16 protein-coding genes and 1 tRNA gene are annotated in these 17114 nt (G+C 67.2%); 6 read left to right on the top strand and 11 right to left on the bottom strand.

Going from position 1 to position 17114, the window contains the following annotated elements:
- Positions 1–164: 164 nt before the first annotated feature.
- Positions 165–1649: an amidase gene (locus ACFQ9K_RS30395; RefSeq protein ID WP_378722706.1), complete on the top strand. Its 1485-nt coding sequence runs from the start codon at positions 165–167 to the stop codon at positions 1647–1649.
- A 189-nt stretch (positions 1650–1838) separates the two neighbouring features.
- On the opposite strand, the gene ACFQ9K_RS30390 is transcribed toward ACFQ9K_RS30395, so the two are convergent.
- Positions 1839–2669 (bottom strand): hypothetical protein, encoded by an 831-nt coding sequence (locus ACFQ9K_RS30390; protein ID WP_378722705.1) that lies wholly within the window; start codon positions 2667–2669, stop codon positions 1839–1841.
- Positions 2670–2986: 317 nt separating this feature from the next.
- Here ACFQ9K_RS30390 and ligD point away from each other — a divergent pair, with 317 nt between their 5' ends.
- On the top strand, positions 2987–3928 hold the full coding sequence (gene ligD, locus ACFQ9K_RS30385) for a non-homologous end-joining DNA ligase (RefSeq protein ID WP_378722716.1): 942 nt from the start codon (positions 2987–2989) through the stop codon (positions 3926–3928).
- 114 nt (positions 3929–4042) lie between these two features.
- The gene (locus tag ACFQ9K_RS30380; protein ID WP_378722704.1) at positions 4043–4645 is read left to right on the top strand and encodes a dihydrofolate reductase family protein; all 603 of its coding nucleotides are present in this window, start codon (positions 4043–4045) and stop codon (positions 4643–4645) included.
- A gap of 22 nt (positions 4646–4667) precedes the next feature.
- Here the strand turns inward: ACFQ9K_RS30380 and ACFQ9K_RS30375 are convergent, their stop codons facing one another.
- The 4 genes from ACFQ9K_RS30375 to ACFQ9K_RS30360 all read right to left on the bottom strand — a co-directional run bounded on the left by ACFQ9K_RS30375 (position 4668) and on the right by ACFQ9K_RS30360 (position 6835).
- Positions 4668–5333, bottom strand: a complete 666-nt coding sequence (locus tag ACFQ9K_RS30375; protein WP_378722703.1) for a DUF3558 family protein — start codon at positions 5331–5333, stop codon at positions 4668–4670.
- A gap of 194 nt (positions 5334–5527) precedes the next feature.
- A complete protein-coding gene (locus tag ACFQ9K_RS30370) occupies positions 5528–6001 on the bottom strand; it encodes a hypothetical protein (protein ID WP_378722701.1) in 474 nt (157 codons plus the stop codon).
- Entirely contained in the window at positions 5998–6675 is a 678-nt protein-coding gene (locus ACFQ9K_RS30365; protein WP_378722700.1) for a hypothetical protein, read from the bottom strand. Before ACFQ9K_RS30365 ends, ACFQ9K_RS30370 begins: the two co-directional genes overlap by 4 nt.
- An 86-nt stretch (positions 6676–6761) precedes the next feature.
- Positions 6762–6835, bottom strand: a tRNA-Ile gene (locus ACFQ9K_RS30360).
- Between the two features lie 229 nt (positions 6836–7064).
- On the opposite strand from ACFQ9K_RS30360, the gene ACFQ9K_RS30355 reads away from it, so the two are divergent.
- Positions 7065–7214: a hypothetical protein gene (locus tag ACFQ9K_RS30355; protein ID WP_378722699.1), complete on the top strand. Its 150-nt coding sequence runs from the start codon at positions 7065–7067 to the stop codon at positions 7212–7214.
- 127 nt (positions 7215–7341) lie between these two features.
- Here the strand turns inward: ACFQ9K_RS30355 and ACFQ9K_RS30350 are convergent, their stop codons facing one another.
- Positions 7342–9240: a S9 family peptidase gene (locus ACFQ9K_RS30350; RefSeq protein ID WP_378722697.1), complete on the bottom strand. Its 1899-nt coding sequence runs from the start codon at positions 9238–9240 to the stop codon at positions 7342–7344.
- A 369-nt stretch (positions 9241–9609) separates the two neighbouring features.
- On the opposite strand from ACFQ9K_RS30350, the gene helR reads away from it, so the two are divergent.
- Entirely contained in the window at positions 9610–11805 is a 2196-nt protein-coding gene (gene helR, locus ACFQ9K_RS30345) for an RNA polymerase recycling motor ATPase HelR (protein ID WP_378722696.1), read from the top strand.
- Positions 11806–11808: 3 nt separating this feature from the next.
- On the opposite strand, the gene ACFQ9K_RS30340 is transcribed toward helR, so the two are convergent.
- Positions 11809–12240, bottom strand: coding sequence for a MarR family winged helix-turn-helix transcriptional regulator (locus ACFQ9K_RS30340; RefSeq protein ID WP_378983890.1), 432 nt, complete (start codon positions 12238–12240; stop codon positions 11809–11811).
- Positions 12241–12333: 93 nt separating this feature from the next.
- On the opposite strand from ACFQ9K_RS30340, the gene ACFQ9K_RS30335 reads away from it, so the two are divergent.
- Positions 12334–13890 (top strand): MFS transporter, encoded by a 1557-nt coding sequence (locus tag ACFQ9K_RS30335; protein WP_378724108.1) that lies wholly within the window; start codon positions 12334–12336, stop codon positions 13888–13890.
- On the opposite strand, the gene ACFQ9K_RS30330 is transcribed toward ACFQ9K_RS30335, so the two are convergent.
- The 4 genes from ACFQ9K_RS30330 to ACFQ9K_RS30315 all read right to left on the bottom strand — a co-directional run bounded on the left by ACFQ9K_RS30330 (position 13830) and on the right by ACFQ9K_RS30315 (position 16988).
- On the bottom strand, positions 13830–14759 hold the full coding sequence (locus tag ACFQ9K_RS30330; protein ID WP_378724111.1) for an alpha/beta fold hydrolase: 930 nt from the start codon (positions 14757–14759) through the stop codon (positions 13830–13832). The genes ACFQ9K_RS30335 and ACFQ9K_RS30330 overlap by 61 nt on opposite strands.
- Before the next feature lie 224 nt (positions 14760–14983).
- Positions 14984–15850: an NAD-dependent protein deacetylase gene (locus tag ACFQ9K_RS30325; RefSeq protein WP_378724113.1), complete on the bottom strand. Its 867-nt coding sequence runs from the start codon at positions 15848–15850 to the stop codon at positions 14984–14986.
- Positions 15851–15874: 24 nt separating this feature from the next.
- Positions 15875–16525 carry a transcriptional repressor LexA gene (gene lexA / locus ACFQ9K_RS30320; protein WP_378724116.1) on the bottom strand — a complete coding sequence of 217 codons (651 nt, stop codon included), beginning with the start codon at positions 16523–16525 and terminating at the stop codon, positions 15875–15877.
- 82 nt (positions 16526–16607) lie between these two features.
- Positions 16608–16988 carry a VOC family protein gene (locus ACFQ9K_RS30315; protein WP_378724119.1) on the bottom strand — a complete coding sequence of 127 codons (381 nt, stop codon included), beginning with the start codon at positions 16986–16988 and terminating at the stop codon, positions 16608–16610.
- Positions 16989–17114: the final 126 nt, after the last annotated feature.

Genomic DNA, 17114 nt, shown 5'->3' with positions numbered 1-17114 from the left:
ATTTCATGGCTTGCGCGGAGGCGTCCGACCCGCTTTCAGTGCCGTGAACTGGCGTGATGGTTCGATAGGGGCGTGATCGCACCGAACGGGACGGCGAGGTCGACTTTCCGGTTGTATGCGGCGGTATTTTATGTCTTTTGGGACAGGTGGATAACTTCGGATCCATGGAACGGAGCTTTCTTTCGGCCGAAACGCTGATGGCCGCATTGCGTGCAGGTGAAGTGACTTCTGTGGAACTGACCGAGGAGGCGATCGCTCGGATCGAGCGGGACGATGAGGCGATCAACGCGATCTGCGTGCGGGACTTCGAGAATGCGCGTGCCGCGGCACGGGCGGCGGATGCGGCGCGGGCGCGTGGTGCGGATCGGCCGCTGCTGGGTCTCCCGGTGACGGTCAAGGAGTCCTACGACATGGCCGGGCTGCCGACGACCTGGGGCATGCCGCAGTTCAAGGACTACGTACCGGCCGAGGACGCGGTACAGGTGTCCCGGTTGAAGGCGGCAGGCGCGGTGATCCTCGGGAAAACCAACGTGCCGGCGACACTGCGAGATATCCAGAGCTACAACGAGATCTACGGCACCACCAACAATCCGTGGGATCACGAGCGCACGTCGGGCGGATCGTCCGGCGGTTCCTCGGCCGCACTGGCGTGCGGGTTCGGCGCGCTGTCCATCGGCTCCGACCTCGCGGGATCGCTGCGCACGCCCGCGCACTTCTGCGGTATCTACGCGCACAAGCCGAGCCTCGGCCTGGCGCCTACTCGCGGCATGGTCGCACCGTCCGCGCCGGCCTTGCCGATGGACCTCGACCTGGCCGTCGTCGGCCCGATGGCCCGCACCGCCCGCGACCTGACGCTGCTGCTGGATGTGATGGCCGGGCCGGACCCGTTGACGCACGGGGTCGCCTACGAGGTGGCGCTGCCGCCCGCGCGTCACGAGCGGCTGTCGGACTTCCGCGTTCTCGTCCTCGAGGACCATCGGCTCATCCCGACCTCGTCCGCAGTCCGGGCGGGCGTGCGCCGGGTCGCCGAGGCGCTCGCCGAGGAGGGTGTGCGCGTCGAACGGGACAGTGCGCTGCTGCCGGATCTGACCGAGGCCGCCAGGCTCTACTTCCTGCTGATGCTGTCGAACGCCGCGGCAACCCTTCCCGTCGAGGTATACGAACAGGTCCGCACCCAGGCCGCCGCGCTGGGCGCGGACGACCAGGGCCTCGACGCGACGCGACTGCGCGCCATTGCGCTCAGCCACCGCGGCTGGGTGGATGCGAACAACCGTCGCGAACTCCACCGCCACGGCTGGCGGCAACTGTTCGCCGAGTTCGATGCCGTGGTCTGCCCCATCACGCCGACCCCCGCCTTCCCGCACACCCACGACGGAGACCTCGACAACCGCCACATCGATATCGACGGCGTCGAGTACCCGTACTTCGACCAACTCGTGTGGGCCGGTGTAGCGACCATGCCCGGCCTGCCCGCCACCGCCATCCCCACCGGCCTGTCCGCCGAGGGTCTACCGGTGGGCGTGCAACTCATCGGCCCGATGTTCGAGGACCGCACCCCGCTGCGCCTGGCGGAACTGCTCGAGCAGAAGATCGGCGGCTTCCAACTGCCGGCGGAGGGGCAGGCGCCAGTGCGGCGCGAGCGCGAATAGCCCAGGCCCGCAACAATTCACCGGTCGCGGGTGGGGCGGATCGTACCCCGCCACACCCGCTGACCGGCATACGTCCGTTCATCTCGACCTCGTCGACCACCGTGTACGGCGGTGTCGGCAGGTCATCGAGCATGGCGCTGAACCGGTCGCACTGCCGCAGCGACCGCTACGTTCTTCTCTCGACCGCAGTCAGGAGAACAGATCGTCAGCAGTGTCAGCGAGCATGGCGCGACGATGCCAGATCGCGAGCTGGTCGACATCATTGCAGTCCGTGATCCGCTCACGAATCTCGTTGCTGACCGCAATGCCCCGGATATCGAGGACGTCCAGGACCATCCGTGCCACTCCCGCCACCTCACCTTCCGCCACATACTTCCGGGCGAAGTCGCTCTGGTACTCGTATCCCGTCGTCATCAGCTCCTCCAGGTGGCGTTTCGCGGACTCGGACATAGTCGCGAGCACGATGTCATAGTACATTTTCGACCGCTCGTCGTCGGTCTTGTCCAGGGCTGCGAGCAGGGCCGATAAGACTTCGTCGGCCTGCGGACCGTCTGCGTGGGCGATGGCCGACAGCACGGCCCGTTCGGGCCACGCCATGGCTTCGTCCTTGTCGGTCACGGCGGGCATGAGTTCTGGACCGAGGACCAGCGGGCACAGGGTCATTCCGGGGTGTCCGAGTTCGATCGGCCGCCGCGCCCATTCCGCAACACCGGAATCCGGTGTCACCACGAGTAGATACGCCGGGCATTTCAGCCGCGCGCGGAGGGTGGCGAGATACACGGGCCAGCTCCACTTGCGTGTCTCGTCCCGGGCCAGCTGCACCTCGACCGCGATCCCGGCGAGGTTCTTTCCGTCCGCATCGGTCATCGAGAAGGCGACATCGCCCCGAAACTCCTTCGGGCCCATGTCGGTGAAATCGCATGGCTCAGTGCGGGTTTGCGTGAAGTTGGGCATGAGCAGCCCGAACACCTCGCGCAGAAAACTCGCTGCCAGGTCAGGCCGACCGCGGAACAGCTCCACCAAACCCTCATGGATGTATTTAGGGGGCACGGCGAGGCAGATTACATTGCGGGACTGACACTTTCGGGCAGATTTCGGCAATCTATTGTGAAGCATTCCCTACTCGCATTTGTTGAAAGTGCTTGCGGGAGAAATTAACTGGTCATTTTGGAACCTGAATTCGCTCGCATACGCTTTGCGGCCGCAATTTCGGGGGTAGGGCGTGCGGGAATGTTCGATCTGTCGGGGCTGCGCCACGCGCGGTTGACATCCGATCATCTGCGAATGAATACGGTTGCTGTGGATATGCTGATCTTGTGCAGTCTGTGCCGGCGCCGATGCTGGCCGTCTCCGGGCGGCCGCCGGGGGATGTCGGTCTGTGGGCGATCGAGATGAAGTGGGACGGGATTCGGGCGATCGGGCGGGTGGCCGGTGGGGAGTGCCGGTTCTTCAGTCGGAACAATCGGGATTTGAGTGGCTCGTTTCCGGAGTTGACCACTGCCTTTGCCGACCTGCTCGGTGAGCGGGAGGTGCTTGTCGACGGGGAGATCGTCGCTCCGGAGCCGGGTACGGGGGTGCCTTCGTTCCGCCGGTTGCAGCGCCGGATGCATGTGGTGAAACCCAGTGCCGAACTCGTGCGGGAAGTGCCGGTGCAATACCTGGTGTTCGATTTGCTCGAAGACAGCGGGGAGTCCCTGCTGACGCGCCCCTACACCGAGCGACGCGCCCGGCTGGATGAACTGGAAATCGATCTTCCGCTCGCGCGGACGCCGCCGTACTACGCCGACATAGACGCCACCACCATGCTGGATGTCGCCCGCGCCCACGGCTTGGAAGGCATCGTCTCGAAACGCCTCGACTCCACCTATCAACCGGGGCGCCGCTCCCCCGCCTGGATCAAAACTCCGCTCCGCCGGACCACCGAGATCGTGGTCGCGGGCTGGCTCCCGGGCAACGGCCGCTACTCCGGCAGTTTCGGTTCCGTGGTGATGGGCGCGTACGACGAGGCCGACCGCCTGGTGCACATCGGCAATGTCGGCACCGGCTGGACCACGCGCGACCGCAAGGCGCTCCAGGCCCGTTTCGACGATATCGCCAGCTCGGAAAGCCCTTTCGACGTCCCGCCCCCACGAGCCGTCGCTACGGTCGCCCGCTGGGTCGAGCCGATCCTGGTCGCCGATATCGAGTTCCGCGAGGCCGGCGCCGACGGGTTACGGCATCCGAGTTGGCGCGGTCTGCGCCAGGACAAGTCACCGCACGAAGCGAAAGTGCCGAAATAGCATCGGATGCAACTCTGCATTGATGTTCGATCGGCCCGCGCGAGCGCGATGAGTTTCCGACGGCCGGCTCGTCCTTACCCGTATTCGCCAGCCAGATATGAAGGATGAAGTCGTATGCCTGAGGTATTCCTGACCATGGCCATGTCGCTCGATGGGTTCATCACCGGTCCGGACGACAACGCCGAGAACCCCGCGGGTACCAACGGGATGCGACTGATGGACTGGCTCAGCGGCGGCGGCGCGTCCGACGCGGAGGTGCCCCACGCATTCCGCCCGACGTATCCGAACAGCCGGCTCGTGTTCGACGAGGCCATGGCGACCGGGGCCGTGATCACAGGAAAGCGGACCGGAGATTTCGCTGGCTACTGGGGCGGGGATCACCACGACGGCGTCCCGATCTTCGTGCCGACACACCAGCCACCGGCGGAGAACCCGTACGCGCGGGTGCACTACGTCACCGACGGCATCGCCTCCTGTGTCGAACAGGCAAAACAGGCTGCGGGCGGCCGGAACGTGATGATGCACGGCGCCTACACGGGTCAGCAGGCGCTGAAGGCCGGCGTGCTCGACATTATCGAAATCCAGCTCCGGCCGGTGCTGCTCGGCCAGGGCCGACGACTGTTCGACGGGCTCCCGACCGAGCACATAGAACTCGAACTGGTGCGCACGCTGGAAGATCCCGGTGTCCTGCATCTGCGCTATATGGTGTGCAAATAGCCGCGAGACCCCGGTCGGCGTGTCAGTTCAGGTAGCTGGTCAGCCCTTCGACCACACGCTGGGTGACACTGCAGGGTTCGAGGGCGTCGGATTTGAGGTTCCTGGTCACGAACACCGTTTGCCCGCCCGCCACCGTGATGCTCACATAGCAGCCGATCTTGTTCGTGTCCTGGGCCGCACGGTATTGGGTGGCGTCGTGTCCGGCTGCGCGCACTGCGGCGAAATCGGTGTAGCGGCCGGACTGCTTGACCTCCTGCAAACTCTGGCGAGTGGAGGAGATGGTCACCTCGAAGGCGTCGGTGGCCGAGCGCCAGCGGCAACCCGGCTCGCTGTCGGATCCGTCGACGGCCTGCTTGCTCTCGGGTCGCAGCCCCTGATGCGCGATGTCGGCGTCGGCGATCCCGCACGGATTCCACATCGCCGGTGTCGAGGTCCGCGACTGCGCCGTGGTCGGTGCGGTCCAGGGCGCTTGCGGTGCGGGCGCGGGCTTTTCGGTGCTCGGGACCGGTTCTTGCTGTCCGCCAACGGAGTTCGGCGCCTCGCTGGTGGCTGCAACGGAAACCGTCACCGATCCCGTCGTGGTCCTCGCGCCCGCGTCCTTGTCCTCGGCGGTGGTACAGCCGGACAAGATGAGCCCCACCCCGACGGCACCGGCCAGAACAGCCTTCGACTTCACGTTACTCGTCACGAGCCAAACCCCTTCTATCACTGCGCGTTTGCGCGCAGCCGACCCGTCGATGTCGCCGGGTCGTACCTCCCGTATTCGATCAGCGGGACCACGGCCTGCGGCCAGGACCCGAGCGGTGTATCGCCAGGCCGCCCACCACGTTACGTACGGTAACGAAGTTCTCCGGTTCGCCGACCTGGGCGAGTTGGTGTGGCTCAGTGCGAGCGCGGATGCTTTGGGTTGGCTCGGGCGGTGTTACGGATCCGTTTGGTGCGACCGCGCTCGGCGAGGATCGCGAGGGCGTCAGTGTTCGACCCAGCAGCGGTTTTATGTTGGAGCCAGTCGGATGACTCGAGCAATGCATCTGGGTGCCAGGGCCGGCTGAGCGTGATGGCTCGGAAGAGTGTCCATTCCTGTAGGCGCCGGGCCAGGATCGGGAAGCGGCTTGTGGCTCGGGTCATCGACTCGGCCCATGGTTCATAAGCTGGTCTGGGGTGAAGGTTGGCGGCCCGACGGTCGATGTGCCGAAGGACTGCGGATTGGGCCATTGCCTGGTCCGGATCGGCGAGAACCTTCATGGCGAGAGCGATCTCCTCAGCTTCGTTGATCTGTTCCAGTTCACTGAGGTAGGCCGCGAAGCGCGGGTGCTCATCCGGCTCGTCATGCGGAAAGGCGTCGTGATGGTTCATGCGATCTGCTCGGCAGTGACGCCGCCGTGAAGGCCCCAACTGTCGAGGCCCGAATAGATCTGCGCGACACGTGCCCTGGGGGAATCGAAGCCCGCGGACTCGCCGGTGTACAGCGCCACCAGCGAGTCCGGACCGCGCCACCAGGTATCCGCGAGTCCCATCACCTCGCGCACCGGTGTGTAGGCGTCCCAGTCGATGCCGTCGAGCTCATCACCACTGAGCTTGGTGATCTGGCGCGCCCACATCGAGGCGTGATGGGCCAGGGCGAGTGATTCCACCCAGCCCGCGACGGTCGAATGCAGTGGCACCCACCCAGCCTGCTCTGCGTGGATGCCGAACTCGCCGGACGGGCCGATCATGAACGTGAAGGGCACCGCGGTCCGTTGCGTGCCGGCTTCGAACCACCATCCCGCAGTATCTGTTTCGGGCGAATCGGGATCGAAACAGCGTGGACCGCCGTCGTATTGCGGCGCGGGCGGCAATTGCAAGCCACCCCAGGTCTTCTGGTAGGCCGTCATGCGGTCGATCAGCCCCGCGGGAATGCCTCGATCGAGCCACCATCGGCGATGGTTCGCCACCGGTTCGACCTCAACCTTGACGCCGTGGGTGCTGACGTACGAGCGCGCTCGTGCGGTCAGGCCACCAGGAACACCTTCGACGGGACCGACGATCACCGAGCAAGTCTATTCGGTGGGCAAACCAGCTGTGGGCGAAGGATTCCGGTAACCGTGGTCCTCGAGTCGATCTGCTCGATCCTGAGTACCCCCGGCGGGGCTTGAACCCACGACCTTGACGTTATAAGCGTCCTGCTCTAACCGGCTGAGCTACGGGGGCATGTGCACGGCGAAGCCCCGGGGCGGCTGGCCCCGGGGCTGGGTATGCACTGACCCAGCGGTTCGAACATGGGGACAGTATGGCATCGGCAATGCCGTCCCATCCGGATTGCTCATGGATCCGAATACGCAAGCTCAGTGGGTGAACACCGATCGAAGTCACTCCGCTGCGGCCCATCGCACTGCGATACTTGTCGCAGGGAACGGATCTACCAGCGAAAGTGACTCCGATGAGTACTGATCCAGCTGCCGACGAGAACGACCCGGTCATCAGCGCCGAACCGGAGACGGATGCGCAGAAGTCGGAGCAGCGGACTCCACCGCGGGTGGGTGCCGTTCCGGACTCGGTCGTGTTCATCCAGCCACCTCCGGTCGACTAGATTGGGCGGGCACGCTCGGCACACAGCGGTGGCGCTGACGAAACCTGTTGCAGCGCTGCGGGTTCCGTAGGGTTGGCATTGCGCTAGTTCGAAAACTGTGCCTTCCCGCTCGAGAGCCCTCCCCGGATCAGCCAATCGCTTTCTGCCGCTGGTCTTCTCGTCCACCCAGGTGCCGGGCCAGGAAGCGTTCGATGGTGTGGAACAGTTCGATCTGGTTCTCCGGGTTCACGAATCCGTGCCCCTCGTCGTCCTTGATCAGGTATTCGACCTCGATCCCCCGCTCCCGCAGCGCGCGGACGAGGTTGTCGGATTCGGCGCGGACCACCCGGACGTCGTTGGCGCCCTGCACGACCAGCAGCGGTGTGCGGATCCGGTCGACGCGGGTGATCGGTGAGCGGGCGAGCATGTCGGCCTCTTGGCGCGGGTCGTCGGGGTCGCCGACGAACAGGTGCCAGTTGTTGGCGGTGTGGGGTTTGGCGAACGGCGGGATGGTGCGCAGGAAGTTGGCCAGGTTGGAGATGCCGACGTAGTCGATGGCGGCGGCAAAGACGTCGGGGGTGAAGGTGACGCCGACGAGGGCGGCGTAGCCGCCGTAGGAGCCGCCGAAGATCGCGACGCGGTGGGGATCGGCGTAGCCCCGGCCGACGGCCCAGCGCACGGCGTCGATGAGGTCGTCGTGCATCGCGCCGGCGAATTCGCCGATCGCGGCTTTGGTGTGGGCCTTGCCGTAGCCGGTCGATCCGCGGAAGTTGACCTGCAGCACCGCGTATCCGCGGTTGGCGAGCAGTTGGACGGCGGGGTCGAATCCCCAGCTGTCGCGGTGCCACGGGCCGCCGTGCACCAGCAGCACCATGGGCAAGCCGATCGGATCGATGCCGACGGGCACGGTGAGATAGGCCGGGAGGGTGAGTCCATCGCGCGCGGGGATCGATACCGGGCTCATCGGTGCCATCGACGCGGGATCCAGATGGGGGTAGGGCCGGAACAACTGACGGCTCTGCCCGGTGGCGTGGTCGTAGAAGTAGGCGACGTCGGGATCGCGATCATGGGTGAAGGTGACGACCCAGCGTTGTCCGCTGTCATCGGCGGACAACGCGCCCAGGTCCCCGTCGGAGAGTTTCCCGAGGTTGTCCAGTACGTCGGCGAAACGTGGCTCAAGCGCGTGGATCACCTGTCCTTCGCCGAGGTAGCGGGCGCCGATCAACTCGCCGGTCCGCCGGTCGAGGATCAGCGCCGGCGGCAGGACCGGGGCGACGGCGCCGCGCGCGTCGAGGTCGAAAATGGGGTGGCTGTCGACCTCGGTTTCGACCCCGGTGCTCAGGTCGAGCCGGACCAGCCGGGTTCGGTCGGTGCCGCGGTTGGAACCGACCCAGGCGCCGGTCCCGTCCGGGGTGGGGTGCACCGGCCACACGCCCATCGGGTAGTCCGCGCCGTCGAACAGCGCGACCGGATGCAAGGTCCCGGCCGCCCAGCGCGAGAACTCGATATCGCCGGCGGCGGTCAGTCCCCGGGCGAACACGTCGCCGCCGGGGCCGCACATCCAGGCGGCGACGTGCCCGGGATTCTCGGCGAGCACGGTGAGTTCGCCGGTGGCGATGTCGAGTTCGCACAGGTCGAACAGTTCGATCGTGCGGTTGTTCAGGTGCAGCAGCGCCTTGCCCGGCCGTCCCGGGGGCAGCTCGAACTGGATGACCGTCGCGGCGGGGAACGGTGTCAGGTCGATCGCCGGGGCGTCCGGGTGGTCGAGGTCGACGCGGTAGAGGTGCCAGCGCTCGTCGCCGTCGTTGTCCTGGGTGTAGAGCAGCCAGCGGGGATCGTCGGTCCAGCGGAAGTGGTAGACGTTGCGGTTCTCGTCCGCGGTCACGCGGCGGGTCGCGCCCGAGCCGAGGTCGTGGACCCACACGTTCAGCCGGTCCTTGTGCGGGGCGAGGTAGGCGATCTTGGTGCCGTCGGGAGAAATGTCCGGCGACGCATTCCGGGGTGGGGTGAAAAAGTCCTCCACCGAGATGAATTCGGGCAATGCCATGTCGATCCTCCTGGTTGACGGGCGGGGCGGAACCCAGGACATCGTTCGCCGTCGCGGCATAGTCAACGTGGCCTCCGCATGATCCACCTCACAGGACACGAGGGAGCCGAATCATGTTGTCCGGCATGCCGAGCCGGGCGGAGCACACGGGGGAGATCGGTGTTCGCGCACTTCGACGCGGCGATACCGGCGGCCGTTGCGGGGAGGTTGCCCGTAGATCGCGGGCAAAAAGAAAGGAAAGGGCGGTGAATCCCTTTCCGTAATCAAATATATACCGCATCCCCGGGCTTGCGGCAAGGCCGGGGTCGAGGCGCATACTCGCTGGCCGAGGCCAGAACGGGTGGAAGTGGGAGTCACGAATTGGGGCACATGCCGACTCAGGGGTACGACGCGGAACTACAGTCCGAGCGCGGCTACGTGGCCGGGCTCTACACCCGCCTCGACGCCGAACGCGCGCAGGCGAAGCGCCGCTACAGCGAGGCGCTGCGCGGCCATGACGTGTCCGCCATGGAGCGCGAGGACCAGGTGCGCGCATTGAGCAAAGCGGTGCAGCGACTCGAGGTCGCCGACAACGGCCTGTGCTTCGGCCGGCTGGACACCGTCTCGGGTGAGCGGTCCTATATCGGCCGGATCGGTCTCTACGACGAGGCGAACGAGTTCGAGCCGCTGCTGCTCGATTGGCGGGCGCCGGCGGCGCGCGCGTTCTACGTGGCCACCGCGGCGACTCCGGAGAACATGCGCAGGCGCCGCCAGTTCCACACTCGGGGACGTCAGGTCGTCGATTTCACCGACGAGGTGCTCGGCCGTCCGGATGGCGGCGAACGCGGCGACGCGGCGCTGCTCGCGGCGGTGAACGCACCGCGTGGGGAGGGCATGCGCGATATCGTCGCGACGATCCAGGCCGAGCAGGACGAGATCATTCGCCTCGACCATCCGGGCGTGCTGGTGATCGAGGGCGGGCCAGGCACCGGCAAGACCGTGGTTGCCCTGCACCGCGTCGCCTACCTGCTCTACACGCAGCGTGAGCGGATGGAACGCCAGGGTGTGCTCGTCGTCGGGCCGAACCCGGCGTTCCTGAACCACATCGCGCACGTGCTGCCGTCGCTGGGCGAGACCAACGTGGTGTTCACGACCGCCGGGGAGCTGGTGCCAGGACTGCGCACCACCGCCGAGGACACCCCGCAGGCCGCCCGGCTCAAGGGCTCCCTGCGGATGCTCGACGTACTCGCCGCGGCGGTCGCCGACCGTCAGCGCTTGCCCGAGGAACCGGTCACGATCGAATTGACCGACACCACGGTGCGCATCGACGCCGCGACCGCGGAGTGGGCGCGGGAGGAGGCGCGCGGCAGCGGACGCCCGCACAACGAGGCGCGCGCGGTATTCCGCGAGATCATCACCTACGTGCTCACCGAACGCGCGATCGCCCGGATCGGCAAGGACTGGCTGACCCGCGACGACCGCGAAGCCTGGGAGGAACTGCGCGAGGACCTGGTCGAAGAACTCGCCGACCACGACGCCTTCACCGCGGCACTCGACGAGCTGTGGCCGATCCTGACGCCGGAAACGCTTCTGGCCCAGCTGTATTCGTCACCGGAACGGCTGCGTGCGGCCGGCGCGGACGAAGCGTTGCTGCGCGCCGACGCCGAGGCGTGGACGGTCTCGGATGTCCCGCTGCTCGACGAACTGATCGACCTGCTCGGCCGCGACAAGCCGGTCGACGGCAGCGCCGAGCGCGAACGCAGGGCCGAGGCCGAATACGCCGCGGGCGTGCTGGACGTGATGGTCGGCCGCGAGGACATGATGGACGACGAGGACCACCTGTTCGCCCAGGACCTGCTCTACGCCGAGGACCTGGCCGATCGGTTCCTCGAACGCGACACCAGGGACCTCGCCGAACGCGCCGCGGCGGACCGGGATTGGACCTACCGGCACGTGGTGGTCGACGAGGCCCAGGAGCTGTCCGAGATGGACTGGCGGGTCCTGATGCGTCGCTGCCCGGGCAAGTCCTTCACGGTCGTCGGCGATCTGGCCCAGCGCCGGTCGGCGGCCGGCGCGACCTCGTGGGACACGATGATGGCGCCGTACGTGCCCGGCCGGTGGGTCTATCGCTCGCTGACCGTGAACTACCGCACCCCGGCCGAGATCATGGCCGTCGCCGCGGCGGTGCTCGCCGAGTTCGCACCCGAGGTCACGCCGCCGGAGTCGGTCCGGGCGTGCGGGGTGCAGCCGTGGTCGAGACAGGTTTCGGCGGACGAATTCGCTTCTGCCATAGGAGAATTCGTCCGGGACGAGGCAGGCCGGGAGGGTACCAGCGTGGTCATCGGCCCGCCGGGCGTGCCGGGCACGGTGACGGCCGCGGAGACCAAGGGCTTGGAGTTCGACTCCGTCCTGGTCGTGCAGCCGGAGCGGATCCTCGCCGACGGTCCGCGCGGGGCGGCCGAACTCTATGTCGCGCTCACCCGCGCGACCCAGCGCCTCGGCGTACTGCACGAGGGCCCGTTGCCGGCGGCGCTGAGCGGGCTCACCGGAACCGGCACCCCCGCCGCGGCGGGGAACCTGCGGTAGGGGTCAGCGGCAGGCGTCGGACACGCCTTCGAGCCAGTCCCGGATGGCCGCGCGCTGGGCGGGGGTGAACGACGCCTCCAGTTCGGCTTCCCGGCGCGCGACAGCGACGCGCGCCTCGGCCAGCCGGGTGCGGCCGGCGTCGGTGACGGAGATCTGGTGGGTGCGGCGGTCGGTGGGGTGCGGGTGGCGTTCGATGAGGCCCTCGTGCTCGAGTCCGTTGAGCATTTCGTTGGCGGCCTGCCGAGAGCTGGCGACCTCGCGGGCGATGTCGGCAACCGACATCCCCGGATGGCTCGCGGTCATCATCAGGGTGGCGTATTGCGAGGTGGACAGGCCGAAAGCCTTGAGCTCCTCGCCGATCGCCGACCGCATGTTCAGCCAGACCTTGCGGATCATGAAGGTCAGTGAGCCGGCCTCGTCCCGGTAGGAACCCAACGAAAAACCTCCTCGGTATTGACAGGTTCCTGACGATTATGCAGAGTTTAGATCGTCAGGTTCTTGCCAATCTTAGCGAAGGTTTCCATGCTCGTGTCTCCCACGTTGCCCCGGTCCAGGCAACGGTTGATCCTCGCCGTCCTGGTGCTGTCGTCATTCCTGATCTGGATGGACAACACCATCCTCGGCCTCGCGTTCCGGACCCTCGCCGATCCGGTGCTCGGCCTCGGCGCCACCCCGGCCCAGTTGCAGTGGGCCACCGGCGCTTACACGCTGGTCTTCGCCGCGTTGATGTTCACCGCGGGCGCGCTCGGCGATCGCTTCGGCCACCGGCGCGTGCTCGCCACCGGCATGGCGACGTTCGCGGCCGCCTCCGTCTGGGCCGCCTACGTCGGCGACGCGAACCAGCTCATCGCCGCCCGGGCGGTGATGGGGGTGGGCAGCGCGCTGATCATGCCCGCCACCATGGCGATCCTGACCTGGACGTTCACCGGGCCCGCCCGGGCGACCGCGATCGGGATCTCGTCGGCCTCCGCGGGTGTCGGGATCGCCGCGGGTCCGTTGCTCGCCGGTGTGCTGCTCGACCATTTCTGGTGGGGTTCGGTCTTTCTCATCAACGTCCCGGCCGTGCTGGCCGGCCTGGTGGGGATCGTGACGCTGATCCCCGACTTCCGCAGCCCCACCCCGCGTCCGCTGGACCCGGCCGGGTTGCTGCTGTCGATCAGCGGGCTCGCGGCGCTGGCCTACGGGCTGATTCGCGCGGGGCAGGTGGCCTCCTGGACTCCGCTGGACGTCTGGATGCCGATCGTGGCCGGGGTGCTGCTGCTCGGTGCGTTCGTGGTCGTCGAATTGCGCCTGCGGGAGCCCAGTTTCGATCCCCGGCTGCTCGCGCAGCGGACGTTCGGGGGTGGCAATGCGGCGATCGGGCTACTGCTGTTCGCGATGACCGCCGCGGGTTTCTACAGCGCGTTCTATCTGCAGGGCGCGCGTGGTTTCGCACCGTTGGCGGCCGGGTTCGCCAGTTCGCCGGCCGCGCTGGGCGCGATTGTCGGTGGGCCGCTCGGCATTCGGCTGGTGCGCCGGTGGTCGCTGCGTCCGGTGACCGCGACGGCGTTGACCGTGGCGGCGATGGCGATGGGCTGCTCGGCGATCTTCGGGCTGCATACTCCGCTGGTCTGGATCGAGATCGTGTTGCTGGTGCAGGGCCTGTCGATCGGGATCGTGATGGGCAGCGTCACCGCGGCATTGCTGAGCACGCTGCCGTTGGCCCGCGCCGGCGCCGGCTCGGCGGTCACCAATACCGTGCGGCAGACCGGCAGCGTGCTCGGGATCGCGGTCGGCGGGACGATCATGTCGATCGTCTACCGGCGTGCGATCGAGGGTTCGGCCCAGGGGCTGCCCGACGAAGTGCGGGACCGGGTGCGGGTGTCGGCCGAACAGGCCAGGCATATCGCGTCGGTGACCGACCGGCCGGATCTGGTGCGGGCCGCCGACGCGGCGTTCATCCACGCGATGCACGTGGGTGCGGTGTGGACGATGTTCATCGCGCTCGCCGGGGCGGCGGTGCTGCTGATCGCGTTGCGGCCGGATCAGCAACCGGCCGAAGCCACACCGGAGCCGGTCGAGGCGCTCGAAACCGCCGCTCTGTGAACGTGTTCGGCGATGTGGTCGGCTAAGGCCGGCCACAGTTCGCGCGGCAGGTGATGGCCCATCCCGTCGAAGATCACCAGTTTCGCGCCGGGGACGGCGTCAGCGGTGGCGCGGCCACCGCTGACAGCGCACATGAGATCGTTCGCGCCGTGCAAAACCAAGGTCGGTACGCGCAGCGCTCTCAGTCGCTCCGTGCGATCGCCGGAGGCGAGGACCGCCACGAAATGACGCATCATCGCCTCGTGATCGCGTCCCCGGTCGCAGGCGCGTGCGGCGGTCTCGGCGACGGCGGCCTCATCGAACGCGAATCCGGGCGACCGGATCGCCCGTGCCACGCGAACCTGCCAATCGATATAACTCTGCCGATCATGCGGTTGCGGGCCCAGCGGCCCGATGGCGGCGAAATCGGCATCGCCCACTCCCGGTGCACCGGTTCGGGAACTGATGGAGGTCAATGACCGAACCCGTTCGGGGTAGTGGATCGCCATGGTCTGCGCGATCATTCCGCCCATCGACAGCCCGACCAGGTGTGCACTGCCGAAACCGAGAGCGTCGAGCAACCCGACGGTGTCCGCCGCCATATCCGACAGGGTGTAGGACGCCGTGGTGAGGTCACCGGCCAGTGCCGCAGGCATATCGACGATCGGCGCATCGGAGATATGCGTGGACCGGCCGGTATCCCGGCTGTCGAAGCGCACGACATGCAGTCCGCGGCCGACCAGCTCGGCGCAGAATCCGTCCGGCCAATTGATCATCTGCGCGCCCCCGCCCATGATCAGCAGCACCGGCGGCGACACGGGGTCGCCGAAACGCTCATAGGCGAGCTCGATCCGCGACGGACCCACGTTCCGCACTGTTTCCTCGGCCATTTGTTTCTCCATTCCGCCTGACCCGGGCCGCCGCGCGGACTCGGGCCTGCGAGTATGCGGCAGCGACGGGGCCTTGCCGCAAGCCCACCTGTGCGATATACGTTGAAACGGGAAGAGTTTCGCTCGCCGACTCTCGGTCGACCGCATCGAATGCCGAAACGCAGTCACTGCAACGGCATCCCGGTTGGGCCGCAAATCCGCTTACCGGACGATGATTCGGCGCGCTACGCGGACGCTGATTCGGCCGGCACGCGCGCATCCCCGAGACTGTCGGCCAGCGCGACCAGCACCGTCGAGCATCCCGCGTCGACGGTCAGCGAAGCCACCTCGTCACCACGAGTGTTTCCTCGGTTGACGATGACCACGGGCCGTCCGCGTTTGGCCGCGTGCCGCACGAACCGCAGCCCGGACATGACGGTCAACGACGAGCCGGCCACCAGCAGCGCATCCGCCGCATCGACCAATTCGAACGCCGCCGCCACCCGATCCTTCGGCACGTTCTCCCCGAAATACACGATGTCCGGCTTCAACATTCCCCCGCACGCCGCGCAATCGACCATCCGGAAACTGTCGGTGTCCGCGACCACCGCATCGGCATCGGGTGCGACCTCCACCCCGTTCGTGGTCACCCCCTCGGCGAACCCGGGATTCTCCGCCTCCAGCAGCTCCGCCAACGCCATCCGCGACATCAACGCCGAGCAACCCAAACACCGCACCCGCGCATACGTGCCGTGCAGATCGATCACCCGCCGATGCCCGGCCTTGGTGTGCAGCAGATCGACATTCTGGGTGATCAACCCGCTGACCACACCCATCCGCTCCAGCCGGGCCAGCGCGCGATGCCCTGGGTTCGGCCGCGACGCGTCCATCCGCCGCCAGCCGATGTGATTGCGCGCCCAATACCGCTGCCGGAACACCGCGTCACCGACGAACTGCTGATAGGTCATGGGGTTGCGCGGCGGCGAGGCCGGACCGCGATAGTCCGGTATCCCGCTGTCGGTCGACACCCCGGCACCGGTCAGCACCACCACCCGCCGACCGGCCAGCAACTCGACCGCACGCCCCAGGTCCGGTTCCGCGATGTCCGACATCATTTCAGCGTACGACGCCGCCGATCAGACCCGCCGCATCACCGAGACGACCTTGCCCAGCACCGCCGCCTCGTCCCCATCGATGACCTCGTATGCGGGGTTGCGCGGCTCGAGATACACGTGGCCGTTGCGCCGCCGGTACACCTTCACCGTCGCCTCGCCGTCGATCATCGCGGCCACGATCTCCCCCGAATGCGCCTCGTTCTGCTGGCGCACCACCACGATGTCGCCGTCGCAGATCGCCGCGTCGATCATCGAATCCCCGCGCACCCGCAAACCGAACACCGTGCCGCGCCCGACCAGCTGACGCGACATCGTCACCATGTCGTCGGTGTGCTCCTCGGCCAGGATCGGCGTACCCGCCGCGATGTCACCGACCACCGGCACCGCCACCGAATCCGCGTCGGTCTCCCGCGGCGCCGACCCCTGCAGGAACATCCGCACATCGATCGGCCGCGACATCGTCTCACTGCGCCGCAGGAAACCCTTCTCCTCGAGGCTGTTCAGATGCTTGGACACCGACGACGACGACCGCAACCCCACCGCGTCCCCGATCTGCCGGGAGTTCGGCGCGTAGCCCTCCCGCACCACCCAGTCACGGATGCTGGCCAGAATGCGCTGCTGGCGCTCCGGCAGGCGGGAGGTGTCGAGATGCTCGAGGTCGTCGTAGGTCACCGGGGCATCGTAGAGGTCGACGCCGATTACCCGGTCGCACAGGTCATTACGGAGTGTCGCGCATCCGGTTCAAGCGCCCGACTCAGCCCTCGGTTCCTCGCTCGGATGTGCTTCGCTCGACACAGAATTCGTTGCCTTCGGGGTCGACGAGGGTGACCCACCCGCGACCGTCGGCGGTACGGTGATCCGCATACAGTGCCGCGCCCATCCCGATCAGCCGCTCGACTTCCTCGTCCCGGGTCCGCTCGGTCGGCATCCAATCGAAGTGGATCCGGTTCTTCACCGTCTTCCCCTCCGGCACCCGGACGAACAGCAGCCCGGGCACCGGCGACGGCGCCACCAGCAGCGTCTCGTCATCGTCCACTTCATCGTCGTCCGACATCGGCCAGCCGGTGACCGAACTCCAGAACGACGCGAGCCGATAGGGATCGGCGCAGTCGATCGTGACATGGCGAAGAATCATGCCGGCGAGCCTATCCGCGCCCCGAGTCCCGATGCACCGCAATTGAATCGGACGACACAGCGCGAACCGAGCACCAGCGGATGCAGAGATGCATCCGCTGCCAGATCGCGCACCACGTGCCCCGCG

It is taken from the genome of Nocardia sp. NPDC056564 (genome assembly GCF_042793755.1).
Taxonomy (GTDB): Bacteria; Actinomycetota; Actinomycetes; order Mycobacteriales; family Mycobacteriaceae; genus Nocardia.
Note: the sequence above shows the minus strand (reverse complement) of the source record. Positions and strands in the feature narration are given on the sequence as shown.